General features: G+C 65.5%; 27 protein-coding genes. 14 read left to right on the top strand and 13 right to left on the bottom strand.

The genetic code is table 11. From position 1 onward, the window contains the following. Window positions 1–192: 192 nt before the first annotated feature. A complete protein-coding gene (locus NLM33_RS29865) occupies window positions 193–438 on the top strand; it encodes a PilZ domain-containing protein (protein ID WP_254101518.1) in 246 nt (81 codons plus the stop codon). Between the two features lie 267 nt (window positions 439–705). Further along, entirely contained in the window at window positions 706–1,473 is a 768-nt protein-coding gene (locus NLM33_RS29860; protein ID WP_254101516.1) for a tetratricopeptide repeat protein, read from the top strand. 68 nt (window positions 1,474–1,541) lie between these two features. Here NLM33_RS29860 and NLM33_RS29855 read toward each other — a convergent pair whose 3' ends face one another. The 6 genes from NLM33_RS29855 to rsmI all read right to left on the bottom strand — a co-directional run bounded on the left by NLM33_RS29855 (window position 1,542) and on the right by rsmI (window position 7,924). Next, the gene (locus NLM33_RS29855) at window positions 1,542–2,831 is read right to left on the bottom strand and encodes an AAA family ATPase (protein ID WP_254105942.1); all 1,290 of its coding nucleotides are present in this window, start codon (window positions 2,829–2,831) and stop codon (window positions 1,542–1,544) included. Window positions 2,832–2,833: 2 nt separating this feature from the next. Then, window positions 2,834–3,568: a CpaD family pilus assembly protein gene (locus NLM33_RS29850; protein ID WP_254101514.1), complete on the bottom strand. Its 735-nt coding sequence runs from the start codon at window positions 3,566–3,568 to the stop codon at window positions 2,834–2,836. 35 nt (window positions 3,569–3,603) lie between these two features. Beyond that, complete coding sequence (locus NLM33_RS29845; protein ID WP_371929999.1) at window positions 3,604–5,043, bottom strand: type II and III secretion system protein family protein; 1,440 nt, start codon at window positions 5,041–5,043, stop codon at window positions 3,604–3,606. Between the two features lie 548 nt (window positions 5,044–5,591). Further along, the gene (gene gshB, locus NLM33_RS29840) at window positions 5,592–6,536 is read right to left on the bottom strand and encodes a glutathione synthase (protein ID WP_254101510.1); all 945 of its coding nucleotides are present in this window, start codon (window positions 6,534–6,536) and stop codon (window positions 5,592–5,594) included. Between the two features lie 10 nt (window positions 6,537–6,546). Beyond that, window positions 6,547–6,954: a YraN family protein gene (locus NLM33_RS29835; protein ID WP_254101508.1), complete on the bottom strand. Its 408-nt coding sequence runs from the start codon at window positions 6,952–6,954 to the stop codon at window positions 6,547–6,549. Next, the gene (gene rsmI / locus NLM33_RS29830; protein WP_254101506.1) at window positions 6,941–7,924 is read right to left on the bottom strand and encodes a 16S rRNA (cytidine(1402)-2'-O)-methyltransferase; all 984 of its coding nucleotides are present in this window, start codon (window positions 7,922–7,924) and stop codon (window positions 6,941–6,943) included. The genes NLM33_RS29835 and rsmI overlap by 14 nt, the downstream gene beginning before the upstream one ends. Before the next feature lie 240 nt (window positions 7,925–8,164). Here rsmI and NLM33_RS29825 point away from each other — a divergent pair, with 240 nt between their 5' ends. Beyond that, window positions 8,165–9,397: a penicillin-binding protein activator gene (locus NLM33_RS29825; RefSeq protein WP_254101504.1), complete on the top strand. Its 1,233-nt coding sequence runs from the start codon at window positions 8,165–8,167 to the stop codon at window positions 9,395–9,397. A gap of 123 nt (window positions 9,398–9,520) precedes the next feature. On the opposite strand, the gene hemW is transcribed toward NLM33_RS29825, so the two are convergent. Genes hemW through rph form a run of 3 tightly spaced genes read right to left on the bottom strand, consistent with a single transcriptional unit; the run spans window position 9,521 to window position 12,024 of the window. Then, the gene (hemW, locus tag NLM33_RS29820) at window positions 9,521–10,678 is read right to left on the bottom strand and encodes a radical SAM family heme chaperone HemW (RefSeq protein WP_254101502.1); all 1,158 of its coding nucleotides are present in this window, start codon (window positions 10,676–10,678) and stop codon (window positions 9,521–9,523) included. Beyond that, window positions 10,665–11,300, bottom strand: coding sequence for an RdgB/HAM1 family non-canonical purine NTP pyrophosphatase (gene rdgB, locus NLM33_RS29815; protein ID WP_254101500.1), 636 nt, complete (start codon window positions 11,298–11,300; stop codon window positions 10,665–10,667). Before rdgB ends, hemW begins: the two co-directional genes overlap by 14 nt. A 10-nt stretch (window positions 11,301–11,310) precedes the next feature. After that, a complete protein-coding gene (rph, locus tag NLM33_RS29810; protein ID WP_254101498.1) occupies window positions 11,311–12,024 on the bottom strand; it encodes a ribonuclease PH in 714 nt (237 codons plus the stop codon). Window positions 12,025–12,205: 181 nt separating this feature from the next. Here rph and hrcA point away from each other — a divergent pair, with 181 nt between their 5' ends. Both hrcA and grpE read left to right on the top strand, forming a co-directional pair. Next, window positions 12,206–13,294: a heat-inducible transcriptional repressor HrcA gene (hrcA, locus tag NLM33_RS29805; protein WP_027525143.1), complete on the top strand. Its 1,089-nt coding sequence runs from the start codon at window positions 12,206–12,208 to the stop codon at window positions 13,292–13,294. A gap of 99 nt (window positions 13,295–13,393) precedes the next feature. Beyond that, window positions 13,394–14,008, top strand: a complete 615-nt coding sequence (gene grpE / locus NLM33_RS29800; protein ID WP_254101496.1) for a nucleotide exchange factor GrpE — start codon at window positions 13,394–13,396, stop codon at window positions 14,006–14,008. Between the two features lie 166 nt (window positions 14,009–14,174). Here the strand turns inward: grpE and pncA are convergent, their stop codons facing one another. Together pncA and NLM33_RS29790 are read right to left on the bottom strand one after the other, a co-directional pair. Then, window positions 14,175–14,897, bottom strand: coding sequence for a bifunctional nicotinamidase/pyrazinamidase (pncA, locus tag NLM33_RS29795; protein WP_254101494.1), 723 nt, complete (start codon window positions 14,895–14,897; stop codon window positions 14,175–14,177). 89 nt (window positions 14,898–14,986) lie between these two features. Next, the gene (locus NLM33_RS29790) at window positions 14,987–15,925 is read right to left on the bottom strand and encodes a hypothetical protein (protein ID WP_254101492.1); all 939 of its coding nucleotides are present in this window, start codon (window positions 15,923–15,925) and stop codon (window positions 14,987–14,989) included. A gap of 464 nt (window positions 15,926–16,389) precedes the next feature. Here NLM33_RS29790 and dnaK point away from each other — a divergent pair, with 464 nt between their 5' ends. From dnaK to NLM33_RS29750, 8 genes are all read left to right on the top strand, one after another. Beyond that, window positions 16,390–18,291 (top strand): molecular chaperone DnaK, encoded by a 1,902-nt coding sequence (gene dnaK / locus NLM33_RS29785; RefSeq protein WP_254101490.1) that lies wholly within the window; start codon window positions 16,390–16,392, stop codon window positions 18,289–18,291. Window positions 18,292–18,551: 260 nt separating this feature from the next. Further along, window positions 18,552–19,685: a molecular chaperone DnaJ gene (gene dnaJ, locus NLM33_RS29780; RefSeq protein ID WP_254101488.1), complete on the top strand. Its 1,134-nt coding sequence runs from the start codon at window positions 18,552–18,554 to the stop codon at window positions 19,683–19,685. Window positions 19,686–19,773: 88 nt separating this feature from the next. Further along, a complete protein-coding gene (locus tag NLM33_RS29775; RefSeq protein ID WP_254101486.1) occupies window positions 19,774–20,373 on the top strand; it encodes a class I SAM-dependent methyltransferase in 600 nt (199 codons plus the stop codon). A gap of 58 nt (window positions 20,374–20,431) precedes the next feature. Further along, window positions 20,432–21,010, top strand: a complete 579-nt coding sequence (locus NLM33_RS29770) for an NADPH-dependent FMN reductase (protein WP_254101484.1) — start codon at window positions 20,432–20,434, stop codon at window positions 21,008–21,010. Window positions 21,011–21,016: 6 nt separating this feature from the next. Continuing rightward, window positions 21,017–21,727 carry an orotidine-5'-phosphate decarboxylase gene (gene pyrF, locus NLM33_RS29765; protein ID WP_254101482.1) on the top strand — a complete coding sequence of 237 codons (711 nt, stop codon included), beginning with the start codon at window positions 21,017–21,019 and terminating at the stop codon, window positions 21,725–21,727. 20 nt (window positions 21,728–21,747) lie between these two features. Further along, window positions 21,748–22,056, top strand: a complete 309-nt coding sequence (locus NLM33_RS29760; protein WP_254101480.1) for a DUF1330 domain-containing protein — start codon at window positions 21,748–21,750, stop codon at window positions 22,054–22,056. A gap of 250 nt (window positions 22,057–22,306) precedes the next feature. Then, a complete protein-coding gene (gene dapB / locus NLM33_RS29755; protein ID WP_254101478.1) occupies window positions 22,307–23,122 on the top strand; it encodes a 4-hydroxy-tetrahydrodipicolinate reductase in 816 nt (271 codons plus the stop codon). Between the two features lie 30 nt (window positions 23,123–23,152). Continuing rightward, on the top strand, window positions 23,153–23,776 hold the full coding sequence (locus NLM33_RS29750) for a 2,3-bisphosphoglycerate-dependent phosphoglycerate mutase (protein ID WP_254101476.1): 624 nt from the start codon (window positions 23,153–23,155) through the stop codon (window positions 23,774–23,776). Between the two features lie 172 nt (window positions 23,777–23,948). Here the strand turns inward: NLM33_RS29750 and NLM33_RS29745 are convergent, their stop codons facing one another. Next, entirely contained in the window at window positions 23,949–24,842 is an 894-nt protein-coding gene (locus NLM33_RS29745; RefSeq protein WP_254101474.1) for a bifunctional helix-turn-helix domain-containing protein/methylated-DNA--[protein]-cysteine S-methyltransferase, read from the bottom strand. A 54-nt stretch (window positions 24,843–24,896) separates the two neighbouring features. Continuing rightward, window positions 24,897–25,415 (bottom strand): DUF2244 domain-containing protein, encoded by a 519-nt coding sequence (locus NLM33_RS29740; RefSeq protein WP_254101472.1) that lies wholly within the window; start codon window positions 25,413–25,415, stop codon window positions 24,897–24,899. 22 nt (window positions 25,416–25,437) lie between these two features. Between NLM33_RS29740 and nth the strand changes: the two genes are divergently transcribed. Continuing rightward, entirely contained in the window at window positions 25,438–26,190 is a 753-nt protein-coding gene (gene nth, locus NLM33_RS29735) for an endonuclease III (RefSeq protein ID WP_254101470.1), read from the top strand. Window positions 26,191–26,230: the final 40 nt, after the last annotated feature.

The following is a 26,230-nucleotide window of genomic DNA, read 5'->3' as shown; positions in this document are numbered from 1 at the left end:
CAGGCGGCCGTTCGGCTTGCAAGAACAATACGGGAACATTAGCCCGGCCCCCCGAGCCCTTCCTAACGAGGCGTAAACGGGACGGGGACAGTAAGCCTCGAATGCGAGCCGATCCGCTCAGCACATCCCAACGAATGTTGGGTACCTGTAGAGACGCGGGATGGGCCGTGATCTAACAAGTGAAAAATCGAGATGCTTGCAAATCGCCGGAGAAGCGAACGTCGGGTGTGCAGTCGGCTTGCCAAGATTTATTTTGGCTCGGGGTCGCTGCCGAGGGATTGCACGGTCACGGATATTTCCGATGGCGGTGTGAAAGTGGTGGCGGAGTTTCTGGAAGTGCCGCCGCAGTTCACCATCATCTTCGCGCCGGACTATTCCCGCCAGTGCCAGCTCCGCTGGCGCATCGGCTGCGAATTCGGCGCCGAATTCATCGACTAGGCGATCGCTTCCATATCCCCGGACCTCATCCTGAGGAGACCGCGAAGCGGTCGTCTCGAAGGATGACTGGGGGCGCGCTCTCGCTTGCGGCCGTCCTTCGAGACGCGCGCAAGAGCGCGCTCCTCAGGACGAGGCCGACAAATGACGGCCGATATGATTCAAATCTCGAAAACGCAGCAATAGGCCGCGCAACTGCGCGTTCCTTAACGGGAAATTAGCGTTAATCGGGAAAGCATCTCTGATCAGTCGCCGACGGTAGATCAGAGTATGTCCCAGCGTTCGTCCCTCGTCTCTTCCCCGGCGCGATTGCTGCTGTCCGCGCTTCTCGCGCTCGGGCTTTGCGGCTGCCAGACAACGGGGCTCGAGGACATCACCGGCGCGCTCGGCGTCAAGTCGGAAAAGACCCGCGAGGCCAAGCCCGATATCGACGCGCTCCGCGAGCGCTACCGCGCCACGCCAAGCGATCCCGAGATCGCGCTGCAATACGGCAAGGCGCTGCGCGAGAACGGCCAGCGCTCGCAGGCGGTCGCCGTGCTCGAGCAGGCCGTGCTCACCCACGCCAACAACAAGCCGCTGCTTGCGGCTTATGGCCGCGCGCTCGCCGACAATGGTAATTTCCAGCAGGCCTTCGACGTGCTGAACCGCGCGCATACGCCGGAGGATCCCGACTGGCACATCCTGTCGGCGCAAGGCGCGGTGCTCGATCAGCTCGGCCGCAACGAGGAGGCGCAGCAATATTACGGCAGCGCCCTGAAGATCGTGCCGGACGAGCCGTCGGTGCTGTCCAATCTCGGCCTGTCCTATATGCTGCAGAACAATCTGCCCAAGGCGGAGGCGACGCTGCGGCGGGCCCATGAGCGCGCGCCGCAGGACGCGCGCATGCGGGCCAATCTCGCGCTCGTGGTCGGATTGCAGGGCCGCCAGGCCGAGGCCGAGGGCATCGTGAAGGCCGATCTGCCGCCGGACGAGGCCCAGGCCAAGGTCACGGCGCTCCGCCAGCTCCTCACCAAGAAGCAGCAGCGGGCGGAGAAATAGCCCGATGCGGCCAACCTGATTCTACTGCGTCACAAGCACTCTCATGAGGGTCTGGCGACGCAGTAAGACTACGACGCCTTGCGATGCGGCGCGGATTCGCGCTTCGGCTTGCCCTTCAGCCTCTTCAGCAGCGGTGCCAGCAGCGACTGCCTCGGCTTCTTGACTTCGCCGCGTCCGGCAAGCCGGTTGGCGAGGTTCTGGAACGTCTCGGCGGTGCGGTGGCTCTTGGAGACCTCCGCGATCATCTGGCCGTTATTGGCGGCCGTCGAGAACAGCCTTGAATCGAACGGAATGACCGCGACCGGCTGGCTTTCCATGGTCTTGGCGAACGCCTTGACCTCGATCTCCGCGCGCTTGTGCATGCCGACCTGGTTGAGGCAGTAGAGCGGCGGCCGATCGTTCGGCCGCGCGGCCTTCAGAACGCTCAGCATGTTCTTGGTGTTGCGCAGATTGGCGAGATCGGGCTCGGCCACGATCACGATGTCGTCGGCGTTGATCAGCGCGCGGCGCGTCCAGCCCGACCATTGATGGGGCACGTCGAGCACGATGCAGGGCGTGGTCATGCGCAACGTGTCGAACACGGCGTCGAAGGCTTCGGCGCCGAAATCATAGACGCGGTCGAGGCTCGCGGGTGCGGCCAGCAGGCTGAGGCGCTCGGTGCATTTGGCGAGCAGGCGCTCCATCAGCGCGGTGTCGGGGCGCTCCTGCGTCAGCACCGCATTGGCGATGCCCTGCACCGGATCCTGGTTGTAGTCGAGGCTCGCGGTCCCGAAGGCGAGATCGAGATCGATCACGACCGAATCGAGCGCCAGATCGCGCGCGATGGTCCAGGCGACGTTGTGCGCGACCGTGGATGCGCCGACGCCGCCCTTGGCGCCGACCACCGCGATGACGCGGCCGGTGATGATGGCTTCCGAGGCCGAGAACAGGCTGCAGATCGAGCGCACCACGTCGATGGTCTCGATCGGTCCGATCACGTAGTCGTTGACGCCGCGGCGCACCAGCTCGCGATAGGGCGCCTCGTCGCTGGGATTGCCGATCACGACCACGCGGGTGCCTGGATCGCAGACGCCGGCGAGATCGTCGAGCCCTTCGAGGATGTCGCGCGTGCCGTCGGATTCGATCACGATCACGTTCGGCGTCGGCATCGTGCTGTAGGCCTCGACCGCCGCAGCAAGCCCACCTTCCTTGACGGTGAGATGGGCTTTCGCGAGCCGGCGGTCCTGGCCGGCCGCGGTGATCGCGTCATAGGTCTGCTCGGTCTCGCAAAACGCCTGCACAGAGACCCGCGGGACCGGCGCAATGTGTTCGTCGGGGTGCTGCGGATCGTCGGCGTCGTCTTCGTACTGGCCGCTCATTGTCATTTGCCCGTGTCGCTGAGTTTGGCCTTGTCGGCTTCGGGATAGGTTGTCGAGGTCGGCATGCCCTTGCGGTACCGGTCGAACGCGATCGCGCGCCGCTGTGCATAGGCAGGCGTTTCGGCGCGCGGCTGCTCGAGATCGGCGGGGTTGTCGATCATCGCGGCGAGGTTGCGCTGCGTCGCGCAGCCGAGGTTGAAGTACGGCCTGTTCTCGTTGTAGCCGGGGTCGAAGATCGACGGCCCGGTATCCTCCGGCCACAGCCCGCAGGGACCTGCGACCGCGGCGATCTTCGAATAGCTCAGCCGGATGGTCGGCAGCAGGGCGGCATCGTCGGGGCGATAGGTGCGCTGCACGATGCCGCGTGCGGGGACGCCGCCGGCCGCCAGCACCGAGCGGATTTCGTGGTAGGTCGCAGCCGCAGCGCGTGCGTTCTTGGTGTCGACGGGGACGTCGACCACGACGGCGCCGGTGCCTTCATGCGCCCAGTCCCGCGCGATACCCATGACGTCGGCGCGCTGCGCTTCCGACAGGCCACCGCGGGCCTGGCCGACGAAGACCACGATCGAGCGCTTGGCCTCCTGCACCGCGATCGGATGGCGCTGGCGATAGTCGGTCGGCACCGTCTGGGTGACGACCTCCTCGGTGGTGTTGCACGCACCGAGCATGACGGAGAGCCCCATCAGCGCGACTGCGAGGCGCAGCTTGTTGCGGCAATCGACCGGTAGTCTCGTCATCGCTTCATCCCCCTCGTGTTGAAGCTTCGTTCGTCTCAGTCGATGATGAAGCCGAAATCGCCCTGGTAGCCGGTGACGGGATCGACGTGGCTGGCGATGCCGTACAGACGGTTCATGCGGCCGAGCAGCGCCGATTGCGAATCCGATGGCGGCGCAAACCCGTCATTGGGCCGGGACAGTTCCTTCTGCGCGACCGCGCGCACGACATAGGGCGTCACGATCACCATCAGCTCGGTTTCGTTGTTCACGTAGTCCTGGCTGCGGAAGAGCTGGCCGAGGACCGGGATCTGGTCGAAGCCGGGCAGCCCGTTGATCGCCTGCTTGGTCTGCTGCTGGATCAGGCCGGCCATCGCCATCGAGCCGCCCGACGGAATCTCGAGCGAGGTCTCGGCGCGGCGGGTCTGGATCGAGGGGATCGTGACGGAGCTCGTGGAGCTCGAGGAGATCGACTGCGAGACGGTGATCGCGTTGGTGTTCGACAGCTCCGAGACCTCGGTCATCACGCGCAGGCTGATGCGGCCTTCGCTCAGCACCACCGGCGTGAAGTTCAGCGAGATGCCGAACTTCTTGTAGGAGATCTGCGTGGTGCAGACATGCGTGACGGGATCGCAGGCATAGCCTCCCGGAATCGGGAATTCGCCGCCTGCGATGAAGGTCGCTGATTCACCCGAGATCGCGGTCAGGTTCGGCTCCGCCAGCGTCTTCACGACACCGGCGGTTTCCATGGCGCGGATGGTTGCGGCGACCGTGACATTGCCCTTGGCGAGGGCGCCTAGCCCGAGCCCGTTGCCGCTGACCAGCGGCCCGCCACTCACCGTGAACGGGTTGGAATTGTTGAAGCTCACGACCGCCGTGCCGGCATTCAGGCTGGCGCTGAGGTCGACGCCCATCTGCTTGATGATGTCGCGGCGCATCTCGGCGACCACGACCTTCAGCATCACCTGGTCGCGGCCGCGCACGACGATGTTGTTGACGACCTTGTCGGCGCCGCCGACCAGTTTTGCGGCGACGTCACCGGCCTGCTGCGCTTCAACCGGGCTCGACACCGACCCGGTCAGCATGACGCCGTCGCCGACGCCTTCGATCTGGAGGCCCGGCATCGACTGCCGGAGCGCGGCGCGCACGCCGTTGAGGTCGCGTTTCACCGCGATGTCGTAGGAGGCGACCTGCTGGCCGTCTGCCGAAAAGAACACGACGTTGGTCTGCCCGACCGCGGCGCCGATGATATAGGCGCGCTGTGCGGAGCGGATCACGGCGTTGGCGATCTTGGGATCGGCGACCAGCACGTCCTTCACCTCGCGCGGCAGGTCGATCACCGCCGACTTGCCGACGCCGAGCGCGAGGAAGCGGCTCCTGGCCGGCGCGGTTGTTGCGACCGTGGACACGCCGAGATCAGGCGCCTGCACCGGGGTCTGGTCGCCGACCGGTGCGTCCGCCGCGATCGCCGGTGCTGCGGCGAGGCCCAGCATCAGCATGATCCCCATCCCGAAAGAACGCGCGCCATTCCCCCGAATGCGCATCGCGTTCCGATACTCCCCACTCTTCATCCCGGGTATCCCCATCACTTACGCGGGCACTCGAACCGCACGTGGCGGGTTCCCTCGTCGTCGATGAGTAGGCAGTAAAAGTATAAGGGGTGTTGCGAGGCAGAATGTGATCGCCGGTCACGCAGCGGGTTTTGGCTGCATGGTGAATGCCGCGTTATTCGGAAAGCGATAACTCCGTAGAATCACGCAAGAGCAAAGGGGTTTTGTGTCTGCGCGTGACGCGACATGGTGAACGCGTGGTTAGTGATTTGTGTGACTGAAGCCGCGTCGCTATGTCAGCGGGACGGAAGCAAGGCGCCACACCATTGGTGTCGTCCCGGCGAAGGCCGGGACCCATAACCACAGGACGTGGTGGTAGCGCGAGACGGTGGGTATCAGTCTTCGCCAATTTTCTCCCTGGGGTATGGGTCCCGGCCTTCGCCGGGACGACGTTGGGGAGAGATCGCGCGCCCTCTCAGCGCCGTCATTGCAGCGCGTTACTTCGCCCGCTTCTTCTCGATCACGTCCCAGATCTTCGCCGCTACGTCCGGCCCGCCGAGCCGCGCAATGGCGCGGATGCCGGTGGGCGAGGTCACGTTGATCTCGGTGAGCCGGTCGTTGATCACGTCGAGGCCGACGAACAGCAGGCCGCGTTCGCGCAGTGCGGGTCCGACCGTTTCACAGATCTCGCGTTCGCGGGGGGTGAGGTCGGTTGCTTGCGCGGCGCCGCCGCGCACCATGTTGGAGCGGAGATCGTCGGGGGCCGGGACGCGATTGACGGCGCCGGCGAACTCGCCATTGACCAGGATGATGCGCTTGTCGCCGTGCTTGACCTCGGGGATGAACTGCTGGATTACCCAGGGCTCTTTGAAGGTCACCGAGAACATGTCGTAGAGCGAGCCGAAATTCATGTCCTGCGGCATCACGCGAAACACCGCGGCGCCGCCATGGCCGTGCAGTGGCTTCATCACCACGGCGCCGTGCTGCGCGCGGAAGGCGTTGATCTCGTCGAGATCGCGCGAGATCAGCGTCGGCGGCATCAGCTGCGGAAAGTTCATCACGAACAGCTTTTCCGGCGCGTTGCGTACGCTCGCGGGATCGTTGACGACCAGCGTCTTGGGGTGGATGCGCTCCAGGAAATGCGTCGAGGTGATGTAGGCGAGATCGAACGGCGGATCCTGGCGCAGCAGCACCACGTCAAAGCCGTTCAGCGCCTCGCGCCTGGGCTCGCCGAGGGTGAAGTGATCGCCGGGCTCGTCACGCACGGTCAGGAGCTGGACCGGTGCGACCAGCTCGTCGCCGACCTGCGACAGCTTGTCGGGCGTGTAATAGGACAGCCCGTGGCCGCGTTTCTGCGCCTCCAGCAGCAGCGCAAAGGTGGAATCGCCGCGGATGTTGATGCGGGCGATGGGGTCCATCTGGACGGCGACGTTCAGTTTCATGGGCTGCCTTTCAGGTCGAGGCGTCGAATGCCGCCATCACATGGCGTGGAAGTGACCGCGGCGCAATCAGCATGGCGTCGAATCGCAATTCAAATTCGGCATGCTCGGGATGCGCGGCAAGCCAGCCTTGCGCGGCGTCGATGATGCGCTGCTGCTGGCGCGGCGTCACGGCGAAGGCGGCCTCATCGAGGCTGGCGCGGGCCTTGACCTCGACGAAGGCGATCAGATTGCGCCGGCGCGCCACGATGTCGATCTCGCCATGCGGCGTACGGAAGCGCCGCGCCAGAATGCGATAGCCCTTGGCGATCAGGAAGGCCGCGGCGCGGCTCTCCGCCGAAATGCCGGTCTGGAACGCGGCGACGCGTTCGGGCGAGGGGACTTTTGGCTCGGCGGGCCGGGCGCCGTCAGTCTTCGCCATCATCGCCCCGTAAATTCTTGGCGGGCAAGTTCTTGGCGAGCAAGGTCTTGGCGAGTTCGAGCGCGCGGGCATAGACCTCGCGGCGCGGCCGGCCGGAGAGCTCGACCGCATGCGCGACCGCGTCCTTGACGCTGCTGGTCGCGAGCTGTTCGCGCAGGAGATCGTCGAGCGCCTCCGGCGTCATCTCCTGTGCATCGGCTGCCGGCGGGCCGATCACCAGCACGAACTCGCCGCGGGTCTCGAGCGAATCCGCTCCGCTTGCGAGCTCGCCGAGGGAGCTGCGCGAAATCTCCTCGTGCAGCTTCGTCAGCTCGCGGCAGATCGCGGCCTCGCGATTCCCCATGACCTCGGCGAGGTCGGCCAGCGTCTCCTGCACGCGATTGCCGGAGTCGAACAGCACCAGGGTCGCATCGATACGGGCGAGCTCACTGAGGCGCTTGCGGCGTGCGGTTGATTTGGCCGGCAAGAAGCCTTCGAAGAAGAAGCGGTCGGTCGGCAGCGCGGCAACCGACAAGGCGGCCAGCACCGAGGACGGCCCGGGGAGCGCGTAGACCGCATGGCCCGCGGCAGAAACCTCGCGCACCAGCTTGAAGCCGGGATCGGAGATCAGCGGCGTGCCGGCATCGGAGACCAGCGCGATCGAGCCGCCCTGCGCCAGCGCCTCCAGGATCTTCGGCCGCGCCGCCTCCGCATTGTGCTCGTGATAGGGTTTGAGCTGCGCAGTGATGCCGTAGCGCTCGGTCAGCCGCCGCGTGATCCGGGTGTCCTCGCAGGCAATGATGTCGACACCGGCGAGCGTCTCGAGCGCCCGCAGGGTGATGTCGCCGAGATTGCCGATGGGGGTGGCGACGAGGTGGAGGCCCGGCGCCGCCTTGGCCGCTGAAAAGTGATGGGCGCCAATGGCAAAACCGCGCGCGGCGGGTTCCGCCGCACCTTCAGGCGTATTTATCGGGGCGGCTTTTGCGCGCATAATGGATACTTAAAGGGAGAGACGCGCTTGCGCCATATTCGTGGCGAAAAGCCCGCGTTGGTGCAGCCCGGCAAAATCGGCGGACAGCTTGCCATGATGGAGGGGCGGCCGCGTTAAGCGGTCATTATCCTTTTGTTTTGGTTAACTATTTGCCGACACTATGCTGCAATCCGCGTCCTCCCTTGCGGAGGTGAAGTCCTGACCGGACCTTGGATGGGCTGGTCGTTACGAAGAGCTGCCATGCCGGGCCCGCGTTACCCCAAGTCTCTCATCTCCGGGCCCCGACCGTCGGGAGCCACCCGGCGGACCGCGCTCGGGCTCCTGCTCGGCACGCCCTTGCTCTCGGCCTGCACCGGTGTGCAGCAGAGCCTCAGCCAGTTTTCCAATCCATTCAGCTCATCCTCCCCTCAGCCGGGGCCTGCCGGGCCGCCGCAGCAGGCCACCACCGCCGGCACCGGCGGGGTGAAGGTCGGCCTGATCCTGCCGCTGTCGGCCGCCGGCAATGCCGGGCTCGCCGCGCAGTCGATGCGCAACGCCGCCGAGATGGCGCTCGCCGAATTCCAGAACCCGAACGTCCAGCTCCTGATCAAGGACGACAATGGCACGCCGCAGGGCGCGCAAGGCGGCGCGCAGCAGGCGGTCGACGAAGGCGCGGAGATCATTTTGGGGCCGCTGTTCGCGCAGTCGGTACCCGCCGTCGCACAGGTCGCGCGCACGCGCGGCATCTCGGTGATGGCGTTCTCGACCGATGCCAGCATCGCCGGCCGCGGCGTCTTCCTGTTGAGCTTTCTGCCCGAATCTGACGTCAACCGCATCGTCGAATATTCCGCCAGCATCGGAAAGCGCTCCTTCGCGGCGCTGCTGCCGGAGAACGCCTACGGCAATGTGGTGGAGGCGGCCTTCAAGGCGGCCGTGCCGCGGCGGGGTGGACGCGTGGTTGCGTTCGAGAAATTCGGCGGCGATCGCGCCGGGCCGGCGCGCAACGTCGCGCAGGCGCTCGGCAGCGCGGACGCGCTGTTCATCGCCGATGACGGCGATTCCGTCGTCGCGGTGGCCGATGCGCTGACCGCGGCGGGCGCGAACCTGCGCAACATCCAGCTGCTCGGCACCGGCCTTTGGGATAATCCGCGCGTCTATGCCAGCCAGGCGCTGCAAGGCGGTCTCTACGCCGCGCCGGACCCGGCGGGTTTCCGCGCCTTCTCCGGCCGCTACCGCACCAAATACGGCGCCGAGCCGGTGCGCACGGCGACGCTCGCCTATGATGCAGTGGCGCTCGTCGCAGCGCTCGCGCGCACGCAAGGCACCACGCGCTTCTCACAGGACGTTCTCACCAACCCGTCCGGCTTTGCCGGCATCGACGGCCTGTTCCGCTTCCGCGCCGACGGCACCAACGAGCGCGGGCTCGCCGTGATGAAGGTGACGACCGGCGGCGGCGTCGCGGTCGCAGGCTCGCCGAAGAGTTTTGGAGCGTAGCCGCAAGCGAAGGTGCTGTAGGGTGGGCAAAGGCGCGCTCTTCGCGCGCCGTGCCCACCATCTCTCCGCGATTGCGACAGAAGAGGTGGGCACGCTTCGCTTTGCCCACCCTACCGCACCTCGCTACGCCGCCAGATCCGCCACCACCGCATCGAGCACCGGAAATCCGCTGCTGGTCACGCGCAGGCGGCCGGTCGTGTCGACGGTGATCGCGCCTTCCTCGCGCAAGAGCGCGATGCGGCGGGGATCGAGCGGGCGGCCGGCGAGCGCGGCGTAACGCTTGGGATCGATACCCTCGGCGAGCCGCAATCCCATCAGCAGAAATTCGTCGGCGCGCTCCTCGCTGTTGAGGAGCTCGTCGGTGACGACGCCGTCGCCGTTGGTCTCGACCCGCATCAGCCAGGCTTCGGGACGCTTCTCGGTGGCCGTCGCGTGCCTGATGCCGTCGATGTCGAGCCGGCCATGCGCGCCGGGGCCGATGCCGGCATATTCCTCGCCGCGCCAATAGACCAGATTGTGCCGGCACTCGGCGCCGCGGCGGGCGTGATTGGAAATCTCGTAGGCGGGCAGGCCGAGCTTGTCGCAGGTCTCCTGCGTGACGTCGTAGAGCGCGCGCGCGACCGCCTCATCCGGCGTCTTCAATTTGCCGGCCTGGTGCAGGCCGAAGAACGGCGTGCCTTCTTCGATGGTGAGCTGGTAGAGCGACAAATGCTCGGCGGCTTCATCGATGGCGTGGCGAAGCTCACCCTCCCACATCGCCGGCGTCTGGTCCGGGCGGGCGTAGATCAGGTCGAACGAGTAGCGGTCGAACGAACGGCGCGCGATCGCGACCGCATCCAGCGCCTCGCGCGCGCTGTGCAGGCGTCCGAGCATCTTCAGCGAGACATCGTCGAGCGCCTGCACGCCGAGCGAGACGCGGTTGACGCCTGCGGCGCGATAGCCGGCAAAGCGCGTGGCCTCAACGCTGGTCGGGTTGGCTTCCAGCGTGACTTCGACATCGCCAGCGACGCGCCAGTGCTTGCCGATCGCCTCCAGCACGGCGCCGACGGTTGCGGGCTGCATCAGGGACGGCGTGCCGCCGCCGAGGAAGATCGAGGTGACCTCACGGCCGGGCGCACGCTCGGCCGTGGTCTCGATCTCGCGGGCGAAGGCGCGGGCAAAGCGCATCTCGTCGATCGCGGCGTGGCGGACATGGCTGTTGAAGTCGCAATAGGGACACTTCGACAGGCAGAACGGCCAGTGCACGTAAACGCCGAAGGCTTCCTTCTCAGCGCGGCTCAAGGCAGATCTCCGCAAGTTTCACGAAGGCGCGGGCGCGGTGCGACAAGCCGAGGCCCAAAGGCGGCAGGCCGTGCTTCTCGATGCTTTCCATCTCGCCAAAGGTGCGCGCGTGGCCCTCGGGCAGGAACATCGGGTCGTAGCCGAAGCCGGCGGTGCCGCGCGGCGGCCAGACCAGCGTGCCGTCGACGCGCGCCTCGACCTCCTCGAGATGATCGTCGGGCCAGGCGACGCAGAGTGCGGAGACGAAATGCGCTCTTCGGCGGTCGGGCGCGGTGGCGCCGCGCTCCTGCAGCAGGCGCTCGATCTGCGCCATCGCCGCGGCAAAATCCTTTTTGGGGCCCGCCCAGCGCGCGCTGTAGATTCCCGGCGCGCCGTCGAGCGCGTCGACCACGATGCCGGAATCATCGGCGAAGGCGGGAAGCTTCATGGCCTTTGCAGCGGCGATGGCCTTGATCGCGGCATTGCTGCGAAAGTCGCTGCCGGTCTCCTCGGGCTCGTCGAGGCCAAGCTCGCCGGCCGAGACCGCCTCGACGCCGTGCGGCGCGAGCAGCTCCCGCATCTCGGCCAGCTTGCCGGGATTATGGGTCGCGATGATGAGCTTGCCTGTGATTCGCCGGTGCATGGCCTATTGACTACGCCACCGCCATTTTCTGCAAGTCCACGAGACGCGCGACACCCTTGCGGGCCAGCGCCATCAACGACAGGAACTCGCCTTCCGTGAACGGCTCGCGTTCCGCCGTGCCCTGCACCTCGATGATGCGGCCGTCGCCCGTCATGACGAAATTGGCGTCGGTCTCGGCTTCGGAGTCCTCGGCGTAGTCGAGGTCGAGTACCGGGGTGCCGTTGTAGATGCCGCAGGAGATCGCGGCGACGTTGTCGCGCAGCACCTTGGCCTTGATCATGTTGCGCGTCTTCATCCAGTTGACACAGTCGGCCAGCGCGACCCAGGCGCCGGTGATCGAGGCCGTGCGTGTGCCGCCGTCGGCCTGGAGCACGTCGCAATCGACCGTGATCTGGCGTTCGCCGAGCGCTTCGAGATCGACGATGGTGCGAAGCGAGCGGCCGATCAGGCGCTGGATCTCGACGGTGCGGCCGCTCTGCTTGCCGGCGGAAGCCTCGCGGCGGGTCCGTTCGGAGGTCGCGCGCGGCAGCATGCCGTATTCGGCGGTGACCCAGCCGCGGCCCTGGCCCTTCAGCCACGGCGGCAGGCGGTCTTCCAGCGTGGCGGTGACCAGCACATGGGTGTCGCCGAATTTCACCAGGCACGAGCCTTCCGCATATTTGACCACGCCGCGCTCCAGCGACACGGGGCGCAATTCGTCGGGCGCACGGCGGCTTGGCCGCATGGGAAATCCTCCAAAACTCTCAGGAAAAAGGCTGTTCGCGGTGCTTTTAGGAGGGGGAAGGGGGCCCGGCAAGGGCTTTTCCCCCGGGGCGGCGGAACGCCATCCCCATTTGGCCAAAGACGCGCTTGTCAGAGGCCCTCCGGATGGACAAATTATGTGCATCTGAGAGGAGTTACCGTCTGTGGCCCATCACGATCCGATTCATCTGATCGCGCCGCGCGCGGGCCTCGCCCAGCTCAACGAGCGTTCTCGCGACATCTTTCGTCAAATCGTCGAGAGTTATCTGGCGACCGGCGAGCCGGTCGGCTCGCGCAATATTTCCCGCCTCATCGCGCTGCCGCTGTCGCCGGCCTCGGTGCGCAACGTCATGGCCGATCTGGAACAGCTCGGCCTGATCTACGCCCCGCACACCTCCGCCGGCCGGCTGCCGACGGAACTCGGCCTGCGCTTCTTTGTCGATGCCCTGATGCAGGTCGGCGAGCTCAACGAGGCCGAGCGGCAATCGATCCAGAGCCAGCTCACCACCGTCGGCCACGCCCAATCCGTCGAGGCGGCGCTGGAGGAGGCGCTGACGCGGCTGTCGGGCCTCACCCGCGCCGCGGCGGTGGTGTTGACGCCGAAGTCCAATGCGCGGCTGAAGCATATCGAATTCGTCCGCCTGGAACCGGAGCGGGCGCTGGTGATCCTGGTCGGCGAGGATGGCCAGGTCGAAAACCGCGTGCTGACGCTGCCGCCCGGGGTTCCCTCTTCGGCGCTGACGGAGGCTTCCAACTTCCTCAATGCCCGCATCCGCGGCCGTACCCTGGCCGAGGCGCGGCTCGAGCTGGAAACCGCACTCGGGCAGGCCCGAGCCGAGCTCGACCAGCTCACGCAGAAGGTGATCGCGGCAGGCATCGCAAGCTGGTCCGGCGGCGAGAACGAGGACCGCCAGCTCATCGTGCGCGGCCACGCCAATCTGCTGGAAGACCTGCACGCGCTGGAGGATCTCGAGCGGGTGCGGCTGCTGTTCGATGATCTCGAGACCAAGCGCGGCGTGATCGACCTGCTCGGGCGCGCCGAGACCGCCGAGGGCGTGCGCATTTTCATCGGCTCGGAGAACAAGCTGTTCTCGCTGTCAGGCTCCTCGACGATCATCTCGCCCTACCGGGATGCCGCCGGTCACATCGTCGGCGTTTTGGGCGTGATCGGGCCGACGCGGCTGAATTATGCCCGCGTGATTCCGACCGTGGATTATGCCGCCCGCATCGTCAGCCGCCTTTTGGGTGGCTGACACCCGATTTCGCCTGATCACGGGCGCTTGATTTTCGCGCTGCGAAGCACGATATCCCGGCGAGAAAAATCCCTTGAGACGAGTTCGAGAAGGCAGCCGATGAACGAGCGAGACCGGCAACCCGAAGACACGACTGCGCCGACCGGCGAGCCCGTGGTGTCGAAGCCCTATGTAATGCCCGACGATCCGGAGCCCGGTTCGGTCGAGATCTTGCAGAAGGAGGCCGCCGAGGCGCGCGACCGCATGCTGCGGACGCTGGCCGAGATGGAGAATTTGCGCAAGCGCACCACCAAGGAGGTCGCCGACGCCAGGCTCTACGGCATCACCGGCTTTGCGCGCGACGTGCTCGACATCGCCGACAACCTCCAGCGCGCGCTCGATGCGGTGCCGGCCGAGGTGCGTGCCAACGCCGATCCCGGCTTGACCGCGCTGATCGAGGGCGTGGAGCTGACCGAGCGCTCGCTGCTCAACGCGCTGGAAAAGCACGGCGTAAAGAAGTTCGACCCCTCGGGCCAGAAGTTCGATCCGAACTTCCAGCAGGCGATGTTCGAGGTTCCCGATCCGTCGGTGCCGTCGGGCACCGTGGTTCAGGTGGTCCAGGCCGGCTACACCATCGGCGAGCGCGTGCTGCGCCCGGCCCTGGTCGGCGTCGCCAAGGGCGGCGCAAAAGCCGCTGCCGCCGCCAACAGCAACGAGTCGAACGGCGCAGCGTAAGCCGCGCTTCCCGCGTTCCCACAGACCACGACCCTCATGGTGAGGAGGCGCGCGAGCGCCGTCTCGAACCATGAAGGCCCCGCTGCGGCGACTCGGCCTTCATCCTTCGAGACGACCGCTTCGCGGTCTCCTCAGGATGAGGGTCTTGCGGTTAGTTTGCGCGGTCTTACGCCGTCACCGCGATATCGCCCGACTGGATCCGCTTCACACCGGCCTTGGCCATGTCGGCCCAGGCTTTCGCCAGCGAACCCTGGGTGTCGATGCCGCGGCAGGCGTCTTCCACCACATAGACTTCGAAGCCGGCCTTGCGCGCGTCGAGCGCGGTCCAGGCGACGCAGAAATCAGTCGCGAGGCCCGCGACGAAGACGCGCTTGATCTTGCGCGACTTCAGATAGGCGGCGAGGCCCGTCGATGTCTTGCCGTCGGCTTCCAGGAAAGCCGAGTAGCTGTCGACGTCCTTGTGAAAACCCTTGCGGATGATGAGCCCGGCTTGCGGGATCGACAGGTCCTTCGACAGCGCGGCGCCGTCGGTGCCCTGCACGCAATGGTCGGGCCACAGCACCTGCTTGCCGTAGGGCAGGTCGATCGTCTCGAACGGCTTCTTGCCGGAATGGACGGAGGCGAACGATACGTGCCCCGGCGTGTGCCAGTCCTGCGTCATCACCACGTTGGCGAATGATTTTGCGATCTTGTTGATGATCGGCACCACCTGCTCACCTTCCTTCACGGCGAGGCTGCCGCCGGGCAGGAAGCAGTTTTGCACGTCGATCACGAGCAGCGCGGATGCATCGTCCGGCTTGATAGATGCCGCCGCCCAGAGCTTGCTTGAAACCAGGCTCGCGAGAGCAAAAGTCGAAACACCCGCGAGTACTTTGCGCCGATCCAGCATCGTACGTCCTCCCTCCAGGATGAACCCAACGGGGATAGGCTAGTTCCATTTGTGTACAAACGAAAGCCCGAAAATACGGCCGGCTTTGGTCAGCCTTTGGGCTGGATGCCGTCGCGTACGGCGCGGAAGCGGGTGAAGGCCTCCGACCACTGGTCGCGCGGGGCGCTGGCGATGATGCGCAGCGACGTGCCGCCACCGAAGCGGATCCACTGCACCACCGTGACCTGGGTCTTGTCCTTGCCGCTGACGCCGTCGAGGCGGGTTTCCATCGCCGGCTGGCCGTTGACGCGAATCTGCTCGGACATGGTGATTCTGGACTCGCGCATGCCCGGGATCTGCATCGCCGCCTCCTGCGCGAAGCGGGCGCGGTCATCCGCCTGCTGCGGCGTTGCGCCGATCATGCCGATGATCATGTACGGCTTGGGCTCGAAGCCCGTGGTCTCGTCGCCGTCGGCCAGCACGATGCTGGCGCCCGGCGACAGCGTGCGGACGTTCTTGAAATCGGCGAGATCGGTGATCCTGAACGGCATCTGCGCGAGCTGCTCGTCGACCGGCACCTCCTTGCGCGTGACCGCGGTGGCAAACATCTGTCGCACCGCCTCGTCCGAGTAGATCTTGGTGGCGTTCTCGGGGATCTGCACGGCGACATAGCCGGAGAAGCCGGTGCCCGGCACGATCATCGAATAGCGCTTCACGGTTTCCGTGCCGGCCTTGCCGGTCTCGACGGTGTAATAGGCAAGGCCCGCCGGCGTCTCGAGCTTGTCCGGCTTGATGCCGCCGGTGCCGCCGGGATTGGCCTTGAAGGCATTGGCGACTTCGCCATAGGCGTCGGGCGGCAGCTCGGTGACCAGCACCTTCACGCCTCCGTCCTCGCTCTCGAAGCCCGGAAAGGTCTTGGCCTTGGAGAGGCCGATCAACGGCACCATGCCGACGCGCAGGCCCGGCGGGAAGACGGCATCGGCCGCGAGAGCCGGAAGGGCGGAGGCAATGAGGAGGGCGAGCGCAGCGAGGGGGCGTATCAATTTCATGGCTAGTCTACTTGGTCCACATTGAGGCCGTTCGATGGTGGGGCGTCGGGCCCCTTTGTCGCGCGGGGCGCGGCTCCTGGCGGAGCTGTCCGGCCGCCCGGACTTTTGTCGCCCGGACTTTTAACGGGTTTGGCTGCGCTGTAACAGGGTGGGGGAACGATCGGGCATGGGGCTTGGCGCTGAGCCTTACGCCGAACCTTACACCGAACCTTACACCGAACCTTGGGCTGAGGACTGAACCCGTTAATAAACCCTCACTGTGAGGGGCCTTCGAGGCCGGTATGATCTTCCAAAACCCAATGTTTTCGCGGCTGAAACTTGCGTTCGGTCCTTGCGGGCCCCTCCCCCCCTCCTATATGAGCGTCAACCATCGCAATATCGCGGATGTTTGATCTTAGGGGGTTTTGGATCGGGTGCCTTCTGGGCCCAACCAACCTGCCGCAATAAAGAAGGATATCAGGACCATGGGAAAGGTCATTGGGATCGACCTCGGCACCACGAATTCGTGCGTCGCCGTAATGGATGGCAAGAACGCCAAAGTCATCGAGAATTCCGAGGGCATGCGCACGACGCCTTCGATCGTCGCCGTCACGGACGACGGTGAGCGCCTCGTCGGCCAGCCTGCCAAGCGCCAGGCCGTCACCAATCCCGAGCGCACCTTCTTCGCAGTGAAGCGCCTCATCGGCCGCCGCTACGACGACCCGATGGTCGAGAAGGACAAGAAGCTCGTTCCGTACAGGATCGTGAAGGCTTCCAACGGCGACGCCTGGGTCGAGGCCGACGGCCAGACCTACTCGCCCTCGCAGGTTTCGGCGTTCATCTTGCAGAAGATGAAGGAGACCGCGGAAGCCCATCTCGGCCAGAAGGTCGATCAGGCCGTCATCACCGTTCCCGCCTACTTCAACGACGCCCAGCGCCAGGCGACGAAAGATGCCGGCAAGATCGCGGGCCTCGAAGTGCTGCGCATCATCAACGAGCCGACCGCGGCTGCGCTCGCCTATGGTCTGGACAAGACCAAGACCGGCACGATCGCCGTGTACGACCTCGGCGGCGGCACGTTCGATATTTCGATTCTCGAAATCGGCGACGGCGTGTTCGAGGTGAAGTCGACCAACGGCGACACCTTCCTCGGTGGCGAAGATTTCGACATGCGCCTCGTTGGCTATCTCGCCGACGAATTCCAGAAGGAGCAGGGCATCAACCTGCGCAACGACAAGCTCGCTTTGCAGCGCCTGAAGGAAGCCGCTGAAAAGGCCAAGATCGAGCTGTCCTCGACGACGCAGACCGAGATCAACCTGCCGTTCATCACGGCGGACCAGACCGGGCCGAAGCATCTGACCATGAAGCTCACCCGCGCCAAGTTCGAGGCGCTGGTCGACGACCTCATCCAGAAGACCGTCGAGCCCTGCCGCAAGGCGTTGAAGGATGCCGGCGTCACCGCCGGTGAGATCGGCGAAGTCGTTCTGGTCGGCGGCATGTCGCGCATGCCGAAGGTCCAGGAAGTCGTGAAACAGCTATTCGGCAAGGAGCCGCACAAGGGCGTCAACCCCGACGAAGTCGTCGCGATCGGCGCTGCGATCCAGGCCGGCGTGCTCCAGGGCGACGTCAAGGACGTTCTGCTGCTCGACGTCACCCCGCTGTCGCTGGGCATCGAGACGCTGGGCGGCGTGTTCACCCGCATCATCGACCGCAACACCACGATCCCGACCAAGAAGAGCCAGGTGTTCTCGACCGCCGAGGATAATCAGAACGCGGTCACCATCCGCGTCTTCCAGGGCGAGCGTGAGATGGCTGCCGACAACAAGATGCTCGGGCAGTTCGACCTGATGGGCATTCCGCCGGCCCCGCGCGGCATGCCGCAGATCGAGGTGACCTTCGACATCGACGCCAACGGCATCGTCAACGTGTCGGCCAAGGACAAGGCGACCAGCAAGGAGCAGCAGATCCGCATCCAGGCCTCCGGCGGCCTGTCGGAAGCCGACATCGACAAGATGGTGAAGGACGCCGAGGCCAATGCCGCGGCGGACAAGCAGCGCCGCGAGGCGGTCGACGCCAAGAACCATGCCGACGCGCTGGTGCACTCCACCGAGAAGGCGCTGGCCGAGCACGGCTCGAAGGTCGCCGAGACCGAGCGCCGCGCCATCGAGGACGCCGTCAGCGACCTCAAGGAAGCGCTGAAGGGCAACGATGCCGAGGCGATCAAGGCCAAGACCAACACGCTGGCCCAGGCTTCGATGAAGCTCGGCGAAGCCATGTACAAGCAGCAGGCCGAGGCCGCCGCCAAGAAGGATGCGGCCAAGGACGACGTCGTCGACGCGGAATTCACCGAAGTCGACGACGACAAGACCAACAAGAAGTCCGCCTGAACCCCAAGAGGGTGATGATGCGGACGGCTTGGACCCCACACGCTCAGTCGGCCTCCCCCCTCAGGGGGGAGGCTTTCGTGTCGGGCTCGACGGGGCGAGGTTCTGTTAAGATCGTCCCCGTTACGATCGATCAATTCCCAGCGGTTATTCTCAATGCCGTCGTGCCGCCCTCTGCCGCAAGGCGGAAGGGCGCTTATATCGTCGCGTGGCGACGTCGTTTCGCCCCGACTTGAATCGCGATTGGATAGGCCGAGTCAGACATGTCCACCAAGCGCTGCTATTACGAAACCCTCGAAGTCGAACGCTCCGCCGACGATTCCGTCCTGAAATCGTCGTTCCGCAAGCTGGCGATGAAATTCCATCCCGACCGCAATCCGGGGGATGACAGCAGCGAAGTCCGCTTCAAGGAAATCAACGAGGCCTACGAGGTCCTCAAGGACAAGGACAAGCGCGCGGCCTATGACCGTTTCGGCCACGCGGCCTTCGAACAGGGCGGCGGCTTCGGCGGCGGCGGTGCCGGTTTCGGCGCGGGCTTCGCCTCTTCGTTCTCCGACATTTTCGAGGACCTGTTCGGCATGGCCGGACAGCGCGGCCGCGGCGGCCGCGAGCGTGGGGCTGACCTGCGCTACAACATGGAGATCACGCTCGAGGAAGCCTTTGGCGGCAAGACCGCGCAGATCGAGATCCCGGTCTCCGTCACCTGCGAATCCTGCTCGGGTACCGGCGCCAAGGCCGGCACCAAGCCGAAGACCTGCTCGACCTGCGCCGGCGCCGGCCGCGTGCGGCAGTCGCAGGGTTTCTTCACGCTGGAACGCACCTGCCCGGGCTGCCAGGGCCGCGGCCAGATGATCGAGGACGCCTGCCCGTCCTGCGCAGGACAGGGCCGCGTCACGCGCGAGCGGACGCTGTCGGTCAATATTCCCCAGGGCGTCGAGGACGGCACGCGGATCAGGCTCGCCGGCGAAGGCGAGGCCGGGGTGCGCGGCGGCCCGGCCGGCGACCTCTACATTTTCCTGTCGCTGTCCCAGCACCAGTTCTTCCAGCGGGACGGCGCCGATCTGCATTGCCGCGTGCCGATCTCGATGGTCACCGCGGCCCTTGGCGGCGAGTTCGAGGTGCCGACCATCGACAAGGGCAAGTCCAAGGTGAAGATTCCGGCCGGAACCCAGTCCGGCCGCCGATTCCGCATTGCATCAAAGGGTATGCCGGTGCTGCGCTCGCGCCAGACGGGCGACATGTACGTCCAGGTCGCCGTCGAGACGCCGCAAAATCTCACCAAGAAGCAGCAGGAATTGCTGGCCGAGTTCGAAAAGCTCTCCTCCGGCGCGACCCAGCCGGAATCCGTGGGCTTCTTCGCCAAGGTCAAGGATTTCTTCGGTAATCGGGCGAATTGACTCGGCTTGACCGTATCGCCCGCGGCCTATACCTCTTTATGACCATTTTCTGACACGCCGCGGTCACGCGGTCCCGTCCGGTCCTGACATGCCCATGCAATCGTCTGCGCGTGCGTTGAAAAAGCCCCGTCTTGACGACGAGGTACGCTTTCTCCGGTCGTGGATTGAAAAGCCGCTGCACATGGGTGCAGTGATGCCGTCGGGCCGGCTGCTTGCCCGCACCATGGCGCAATATGTCGATGTCGATTCGGACGCACCGGTCGTCGAGCTCGGGCCCGGCACCGGCGCCATCACCTCCGCGCTGGTCGAGCGCGGCATCGACCAAAAGCGCCTCGTCCTCGTCGAATACAATCCCGGCTTCTGCGCGCTGCTGCGCGACCGCTATCCGCAAGCCACGGTGGTGCAGGGCGATGCCTACCGCCTGCGCGATACGCTCTGGAAAGTGCTGAGCGCGCCCGCCTCTGCCGTCGTCTCCGGCCTGCCGCTGGTCACAAAGCCGATGTTCACGCGCCTGAGGCTCATCCGCGATGCCTTCACGGCGCTCGCGCCCGGCGCACCCTTCGTGCAGTTCACCTATTCGGTGGTGCCGCCGATCCCGAAATCGCTGCCCGGCGTGTCCACAGAGGCCTCGGAACGGATCTGGATGAACCTTCCGCCGGCCCGCGTCTGGGTGTATCGCAAAGACTAATTCCGCCGGCTTTCGTCTTCGCGCGGCGGACCCTTTTCGCCGAACGCGTTTTTTCTGGATGGCCGCACCCAAGATCCTGATCATACCCGGCTCGCTGCGCACCGGCTCGCACAATGCGAAGCTGGCGGCGGTTGCCGCCTATGAATTCGCCCAGGCCGGCGTCGACGTCACCCGCGTCTCGCTCGCCGACTTCCCGCTGCCGATCTATGACGAAGACCTGTATGTGAAGTCCGGTGTCCCCAAGCACGCGGTCAACCTGAAGCGCATGATCGGCGCGCATCAGGGGATCTTGATCGTCACGCCCGAATACAACGCCTCCGTGCCGCCGCTGCTCAAGAATGCGATCGACTGGATCAGTCGCGTCCAGGACCCACACGAGAGGCGCGGCGACGTATTTCGCAACCGTGCTTTTGCGATCGCCGGCGCATCTCAGAGCAGGCTCGGCGGCGCGCGTGCGCTTGGGGCGTTGCGGCTGATCCTGAGCTCCTGCCACGCCAACGTGATTGCCAGCCAGCTCGCGCTCGCCTTTGCCGACCAGGCCTATGACGATATGGACAGGCTGAAGAACGAGGGCGATATCGCCGCATTGAAGGATCTGGTGCGGCAATTGATCGACATTTCCCAACGCATGATGTGAGGTGACATGACGCAAGCCGAAATCGCCCCCCGCGACCGCCTGATCGTCGCGCTCGACCTGCCGAGCCCGGACCTCGCGGAGGCAATGATCAATCGGCTCGGCGACAGCGTCACCTTCTACAAGATCGGCTATCGGCTCACTTATGCCGGCGGCCTGCCGCTGGTCGGCAAGCTCGCGGACCGCGGCAAGAAAGTGTTCCTCGATCTCAAGCTGCACGACATCGGCAATACGGTGATGCAGGGCGTCCAGAGCATCAGCAAGCTCGGCGCGACCTTCCTCACCGTGCACGCCTATCCGCAGACCATGAAGGCGGCGGTCGAAGGGCGCGGCGCGTCGGCCTTGAAGATTCTCGGCGTGACCGTGCTGACCTCCTACAATGACGATGATCTGCATGCGGCCGGTTACCGGCTCGGCGTCTCCGAGCTGGTCGAGGCGCGCGCGCAGCAGGCGCAGGTGCTTGGCGTCGACGGGCTCGTCTGCGCGCCCGAGGAAGCCGGTAGCTTGCGCAAGATCGTTGGCCACCAGATGAACCTCGTCACGCCCGGCATCCGTCCCGCAGGCGCGGCGACCGGCGACCAGAAGCGCATCATGACGCCGGGACGCGCGATTGCCGCGGGCGCGGATTATCTCGTCGTCGGCCGACCGGTGGTCGAGGCCGCCGACCCGAAAGCGGCGGCCGAGGCCATCCAGGCCGAGATCGCGCAGGCGCTGGGCTGAACATCACAAGGAGAAGAAGAATGGCAGCAAAAGGCTACTGGATCGGGCGCGTCGACGTTCACAATGACGAGGGCTACAAGCCCTATGCGGCCGCCAATCTCGCGATCTTCAAGAAGTTCGGTGGACGCTATGTCGTTCGCGGCGGCAAGCTCACCAGCGTCGAGGGCCAGAGCCGCGCACGCAACGTCGTGATCGAATTCCCCGACTACGAGGCCGCCCTCGCCTGCTACAACTCGCCGGAGTACCAGGCCAACATCAAGGTGCGCCAGCCGCACTCGATCGCCGACCTCATCGTCATCGAAGGCTACGACGGCCCGCAGCCGTCGTAGCCTTACCCTCCCCTGGAGGGGGAGGGTCGATCGCGCGTAGCGCGAACGGGGTGGGGTGATCTCTCCACTCGGGCACTCCTCGATGCGGAGAGACCGTCACCCCACCCCGCTGTGCATTCCGCTTCGCTGCATGCCCAGCGACCCTCCCCCTCCAGGGGAGGGTAAGGGTGCGCGCGTTCCCTTCGCTTACCCCCCTCGGTTGCCGGAACAGCATCCCCCCGCTACAACGGGCCGTTAAGAGGATCACACCATGTCCGACATGCGCTTGATTGTTGCTGGAGCCGGCGGCCGGATGGGCCGGGCGCTGACGCGTGCGATTTCCGAAACCCAAGGTGCGGTGCTGGCCGGCGCTCTGGAAGCGCCCGCCTCGGAACTCCTGGGCAAGGATGCCGGCGTGCTCGCGGGTCTCCCGGCCAATGGCGTGATGCTTTCCGCCGATCTCTGGGCCATGACGGCGGAGGCCGACGGCATTCTCGACTTCACCGTACCGGCCGCGACCATCGCCAATGTGGCGATCGCCGCGCAGCGAGGGCTCGTTCATGTCATCGGCACGACCGGCCTCTCGGCGTCGGATGACGCGGTGATCAAGAGCGTCACCAATCGCGCCGTTGTCGTCAAATCCGGCAATATGAGCCTCGGCGTCAATCTGCTCACCGCGCTGGTCAAGCGCGTGGCGCAGTCGCTGGGCGATACTTTTGATATCGAAATCGTCGAGACGCATCACCGTGCCAAGATCGACGCGCCCTCGGGCACGGCGCTGATGTTGGGTGAGGCCGCCGCGAGCGGCCGCGGCATTTCGCTGAGCGATCATTCGGCCCGCGGCCGCGACGGCATTACGGGCGCGCGCCGCTCCGGCGACATCGGCTTTGCGTCCTTGCGCGGCGGTACCGCGGCCGGCGATCACAGCGTGAGCTTCCTCGGACCGTTCGAGCGCCTGACGTTGTCGCATCACGCCGAGGACCGCATGCTGTTCGCCCATGGTGCGCTGAAGGCGGCGCTCTGGGCCCACGGCAAGAAGCCGGGCCTCTACTCGATGGCCGACGTGCTCGGTCTCGGCGATACCTGAACAATCGAACGCAACGAACGGAAAGCAGGAATGAGCGAACGTCTTCTCGTGCTCGTGCGCCACGGCCAGAGCGAATGGAATTTGAAGAACCTGTTCACGGGATGGAAGGATCCCGATCTCACCGCGCAGGGCGTGGCGGAAGCCAAGGACGCCGGTCGCAAGCTGAAGGCGAAAGGACTCGTCTTCGACGTCGCCTTCACCTCGGTGCTGACGCGCGCCCAGCACACGCTCGATCTCATTCTCACCGAACTTGGCCAGACCGGCCTGCCCACGTCGAAGGATCTCGCGCTGAACGAGCGCGACTATGGTGATCTCTCGGGCCTCAACAAGGACGATGCCCGCAAGAAATGGGGCGAGGAGCAGGTCCACGTCTGGCGCCGCTCCTATGACGTGCCGCCGCCCGGCGGCGAAAGCCTGAAGGATACGCTAGCGCGCGCGCTGCCCTATTACGTGCAGGAGATCTTGCCGGGCGTGCTCAACGGCAAGCGCACGCTGGTCGCCGCCCACGGCAACTCGCTGCGCGCGCTGATCATGGTGCTGGAAAAGCTGTCGCCCGAAGGCATTCTGAAGCGCGAGCTCGCCACCGGCGTGCCGATCATCTACCGCCTCAACGCGGATTCGACGGTGGAGTCGAAGCTGGATCTGGCGTCGTAAGGCGTCTCCAACACTCGGTGTCGTCCCGGCGCAGGCCGGGACCCATACCGCGTGATCCATCGGCGGCAGGCGGTATTGGTCCCACGCAAAGACACGACGACTGCAAGTCTTCGCCAAACCACTCCCTGTGATTATGGGTCCCGGCCTTCGCCGGGACGACTACCTGGGCTTACTACACCCCCAACTGCCCTGCCTCCCATCCCAGCATCGCCTGCTTGCGGGTGACGCCCCAGTGATAGCCGGTGAGCTTGCCGTCCTTGCCGAGCGCGCGGTGGCAGGGCACGACGAAGGAGACGGGATTCTTTCCGACCGCAGCGCCGACCGCGCGCGAAGCCTTCGGGCTGTTGATCTTGCAGGCAATGTCCGAATAGGACACCGCGCGTCCCATCGGAATCTTCAACAGCGTCTCCCACACCCGTACCTCGAAATCGGTGCCGATCATGACCACGCGCAGCGGCTGGTCCGGCCGCCACAGTTTTGGGTCGAAGATGCGCTGGGCGAGCGGCGCGGTCCCCTCATGGTCCTCGACGTAAGTTGCGTTCGGCCAGCGCCGCGTCATGTCGGCGAGCGCGGCCTGCTCCTCGCCGGGATCGGCGAAGGCGAGCCCCGACAATCCGCGATTGGTCGCGATCACGATCGCGGTGCCGAAGGGACACGCGTGGAAACCGTAGCGCAGCGTCAGGCCCGCGCCGCCGTTCTTCCATTCGCCCGGCGACATCGCTTCGTGGGTGACGAAGAGATCGTGCAGACGCCCCGGACCCGACAGACCCGAGTCGAGCGCGGCATCGAGGATGCTCGCGGAATCGCGCAGCAGGTGCTTGGCATGGTCGAGCGTCAGCGCCTGCATGAAGGCTTTTGGCGTGATCGACGCCCAGCGGCGGAACAGATGATGCAGCTCATCCGGCGTGACGCCGGCCGCATCCGCCATGGCCTCGATGGTCGGCTGCGCGCGCCAGTTTTCCGAGATGAAGGCGATCGCCCGGCGCACGGAATCATAGTCCCGCAGCGCGGCGTTCTGGGAGCCCGGCCTGGCCAGGCGCGTGTCATGTATGGCGAGGGTCATCATGACTGGAAATGTAGGAGGAGCAGGCGCTCCTAACCACCCGATTTCTGACAGGGTTCAAGCGATCGGATTGTAGGTCGGGCCGCGCCTGGCGGCATTCAAGGCCTCGATTAAGGCTTTGGCAAAGCTTGCCTTTTCTTCCGGACCCAAAAAGCCTGCGATCGACACGGTCCGACCCCTCGACACCAGATAGAGCCGCTCAAGGCCATATTCCTCGTCCGCCTCCTGCTCGAGCCGGACCCAGAGCGGATTGAACACCCATTCGGCGACATGGCCGCGATGGCTGACCCGCCGCACGCGCAATTCGGAAACCGTGACCACGATCTCCTCGCTCGCCCGCGCGGTGCGGAAATTGACCTTGAAGGCCCACCAGATCACCAGCACGTCGAGGCCGAAAAAGCCGAACACCGGCCAGGCGCCCATCATCAGGAAGACGATCCCGGTCACAAAGCTAACGACGCTGAGGAAAAGCATCACGGCGAGAAAGCCGGTGCGGTTCAGCGAGCGATGCGGCGTCAGCAGCGCAGAGAAGATCTGCACTTCGCTCCCGCGCTCAATTTCGTTGCCTGTGCTCATGGCCTGTCAGTATATCCCGGTCATGGCAAAAATCACCCGCAAGACGGCCGTCCGCAAATCCGCTGTGCCGAAGAACAAGGCAAAGACGAAAGTCGCCAAGCCCGCGCAGGCTGCAAAGACATCGCTCAAGGCTGTAAAGCGCTGGACGCCGGCCGAGATCCATGAGGTCTTTTCCCGCTTTCGCAAGGCCAATCCGGAGCCGAAAGGGGAACTCGAGCATCTCAATCCCTTCACGCTGCTCGTTGCCGTCGTGCTGTCGGCCCAGGCCACCGACGCCGGTGTCAACAAGGCGACGCGCGAATTGTTTCAGGTCGCCGACACCCCGCAAAAAATGCTCGATCTCGGCGAGGAGCGCCTGCGCGAGTACATCAAGACCATCGGCCTTTATCGCACCAAGGCGAAGAACGTGATCGCGCTGTCGGCCAAGCTGTTGACCGATTTCGGCGGCGAGGTGCCGCGCACGCGCGCCGAGATCGAGTCATTGCCGGGTGCCGGGCGCAAGACCGCCAACGTCGTGCTCAACATGGCCTTCGGCGAGCACACGATGGCGGTCGATACGCATGTCTTCCGCGTCGGCAACCGCACGGGCCTTGCACCCGGCAAGACGCCGCTCGAGGTCGAGCTTGGTCTCGAAAAGGTGATCCCGGCGGAGTTCATGCTGCATGCCCATCATTGGCTGATCCTGCACGGCCGCTATACTTGCCTCGCGCGCAAGCCGCGCTGCGAGGTATGCCTGATCAACGATCTCTGCCGGTGGCCGGAGAAGACGGTCTGAGGCACGATCGGCGGCGTGCCGGTGTGGTGATTTGCTGGCC

Origin of the sequence: Bradyrhizobium sp. CCGUVB1N3 (assembly GCF_024199925.1) — a bacterium.
Taxonomy (GTDB): Bacteria; Pseudomonadota; Alphaproteobacteria; order Rhizobiales; family Xanthobacteraceae; genus Bradyrhizobium.
Note: the sequence above shows the minus strand (reverse complement) of the source record. Positions and strands in the feature narration are given on the sequence as shown.

What these genes read in the sequence shown, in the direction of transcription:
- NLM33_RS29775 (WP_254101486.1), top strand. Translation starts at nt 19,774, where the DNA reads ATGCCCATGCAATCGTCTGCGCGTGCGTTGAAAAAGCCCCGTCTTGAC.
- nth (WP_254101470.1), top strand. Translation starts at nt 25,438, where the DNA reads ATGGCAAAAATCACCCGCAAGACGGCCGTCCGCAAATCCGCTGTGCCG.
- NLM33_RS29750 (WP_254101476.1), top strand. Translation starts at nt 23,153, where the DNA reads ATGAGCGAACGTCTTCTCGTGCTCGTGCGCCACGGCCAGAGCGAATGG.
- gshB (WP_254101510.1), bottom strand. Translation starts at nt 6,536, where the DNA reads ATGAAACTGAACGTCGCCGTCCAGATGGACCCCATCGCCCGCATCAAC.
- NLM33_RS29835 (WP_254101508.1), bottom strand. Translation starts at nt 6,954, where the DNA reads ATGGCGAAGACTGACGGCGCCCGGCCCGCCGAGCCAAAAGTCCCCTCG.
- NLM33_RS29845 (WP_371929999.1), bottom strand. Translation starts at nt 5,043, where the DNA reads ATGCTGATGCTGGGCCTCGCCGCAGCACCGGCGATCGCGGCGGACGCA.
- NLM33_RS29825 (WP_254101504.1), top strand. Translation starts at nt 8,165, where the DNA reads ATGCCGGGCCCGCGTTACCCCAAGTCTCTCATCTCCGGGCCCCGACCG.
- NLM33_RS29855 (WP_254105942.1), bottom strand. Translation starts at nt 2,831, where the DNA reads ATGAGCGGCCAGTACGAAGACGACGCCGACGATCCGCAGCACCCCGAC.
- NLM33_RS29760 (WP_254101480.1), top strand. Translation starts at nt 21,748, where the DNA reads ATGGCAGCAAAAGGCTACTGGATCGGGCGCGTCGACGTTCACAATGAC.
- NLM33_RS29860 (WP_254101516.1), top strand. Translation starts at nt 706, where the DNA reads ATGTCCCAGCGTTCGTCCCTCGTCTCTTCCCCGGCGCGATTGCTGCTG.
- dnaK (WP_254101490.1), top strand. Translation starts at nt 16,390, where the DNA reads ATGGGAAAGGTCATTGGGATCGACCTCGGCACCACGAATTCGTGCGTC.
- rsmI (WP_254101506.1), bottom strand. Translation starts at nt 7,924, where the DNA reads ATGCGCGCAAAAGCCGCCCCGATAAATACGCCTGAAGGTGCGGCGGAA.
- NLM33_RS29745 (WP_254101474.1), bottom strand. Translation starts at nt 24,842, where the DNA reads ATGATGACCCTCGCCATACATGACACGCGCCTGGCCAGGCCGGGCTCC.
- NLM33_RS29770 (WP_254101484.1), top strand. Translation starts at nt 20,432, where the DNA reads ATGGCCGCACCCAAGATCCTGATCATACCCGGCTCGCTGCGCACCGGC.
- NLM33_RS29790 (WP_254101492.1), bottom strand. Translation starts at nt 15,925, where the DNA reads ATGAAATTGATACGCCCCCTCGCTGCGCTCGCCCTCCTCATTGCCTCC.
- NLM33_RS29865 (WP_254101518.1), top strand. Translation starts at nt 193, where the DNA reads ATGCTTGCAAATCGCCGGAGAAGCGAACGTCGGGTGTGCAGTCGGCTT.
- rph (WP_254101498.1), bottom strand. Translation starts at nt 12,024, where the DNA reads ATGCGGCCAAGCCGCCGTGCGCCCGACGAATTGCGCCCCGTGTCGCTG.
- pyrF (WP_254101482.1), top strand. Translation starts at nt 21,017, where the DNA reads ATGACGCAAGCCGAAATCGCCCCCCGCGACCGCCTGATCGTCGCGCTC.
- grpE (WP_254101496.1), top strand. Translation starts at nt 13,394, where the DNA reads ATGAACGAGCGAGACCGGCAACCCGAAGACACGACTGCGCCGACCGGC.
- NLM33_RS29740 (WP_254101472.1), bottom strand. Translation starts at nt 25,415, where the DNA reads ATGAGCACAGGCAACGAAATTGAGCGCGGGAGCGAAGTGCAGATCTTC.
- NLM33_RS29850 (WP_254101514.1), bottom strand. Translation starts at nt 3,568, where the DNA reads ATGACGAGACTACCGGTCGATTGCCGCAACAAGCTGCGCCTCGCAGTC.
- dnaJ (WP_254101488.1), top strand. Translation starts at nt 18,552, where the DNA reads ATGTCCACCAAGCGCTGCTATTACGAAACCCTCGAAGTCGAACGCTCC.
- rdgB (WP_254101500.1), bottom strand. Translation starts at nt 11,300, where the DNA reads ATGCACCGGCGAATCACAGGCAAGCTCATCATCGCGACCCATAATCCC.
- dapB (WP_254101478.1), top strand. Translation starts at nt 22,307, where the DNA reads ATGTCCGACATGCGCTTGATTGTTGCTGGAGCCGGCGGCCGGATGGGC.
- pncA (WP_254101494.1), bottom strand. Translation starts at nt 14,897, where the DNA reads ATGCTGGATCGGCGCAAAGTACTCGCGGGTGTTTCGACTTTTGCTCTC.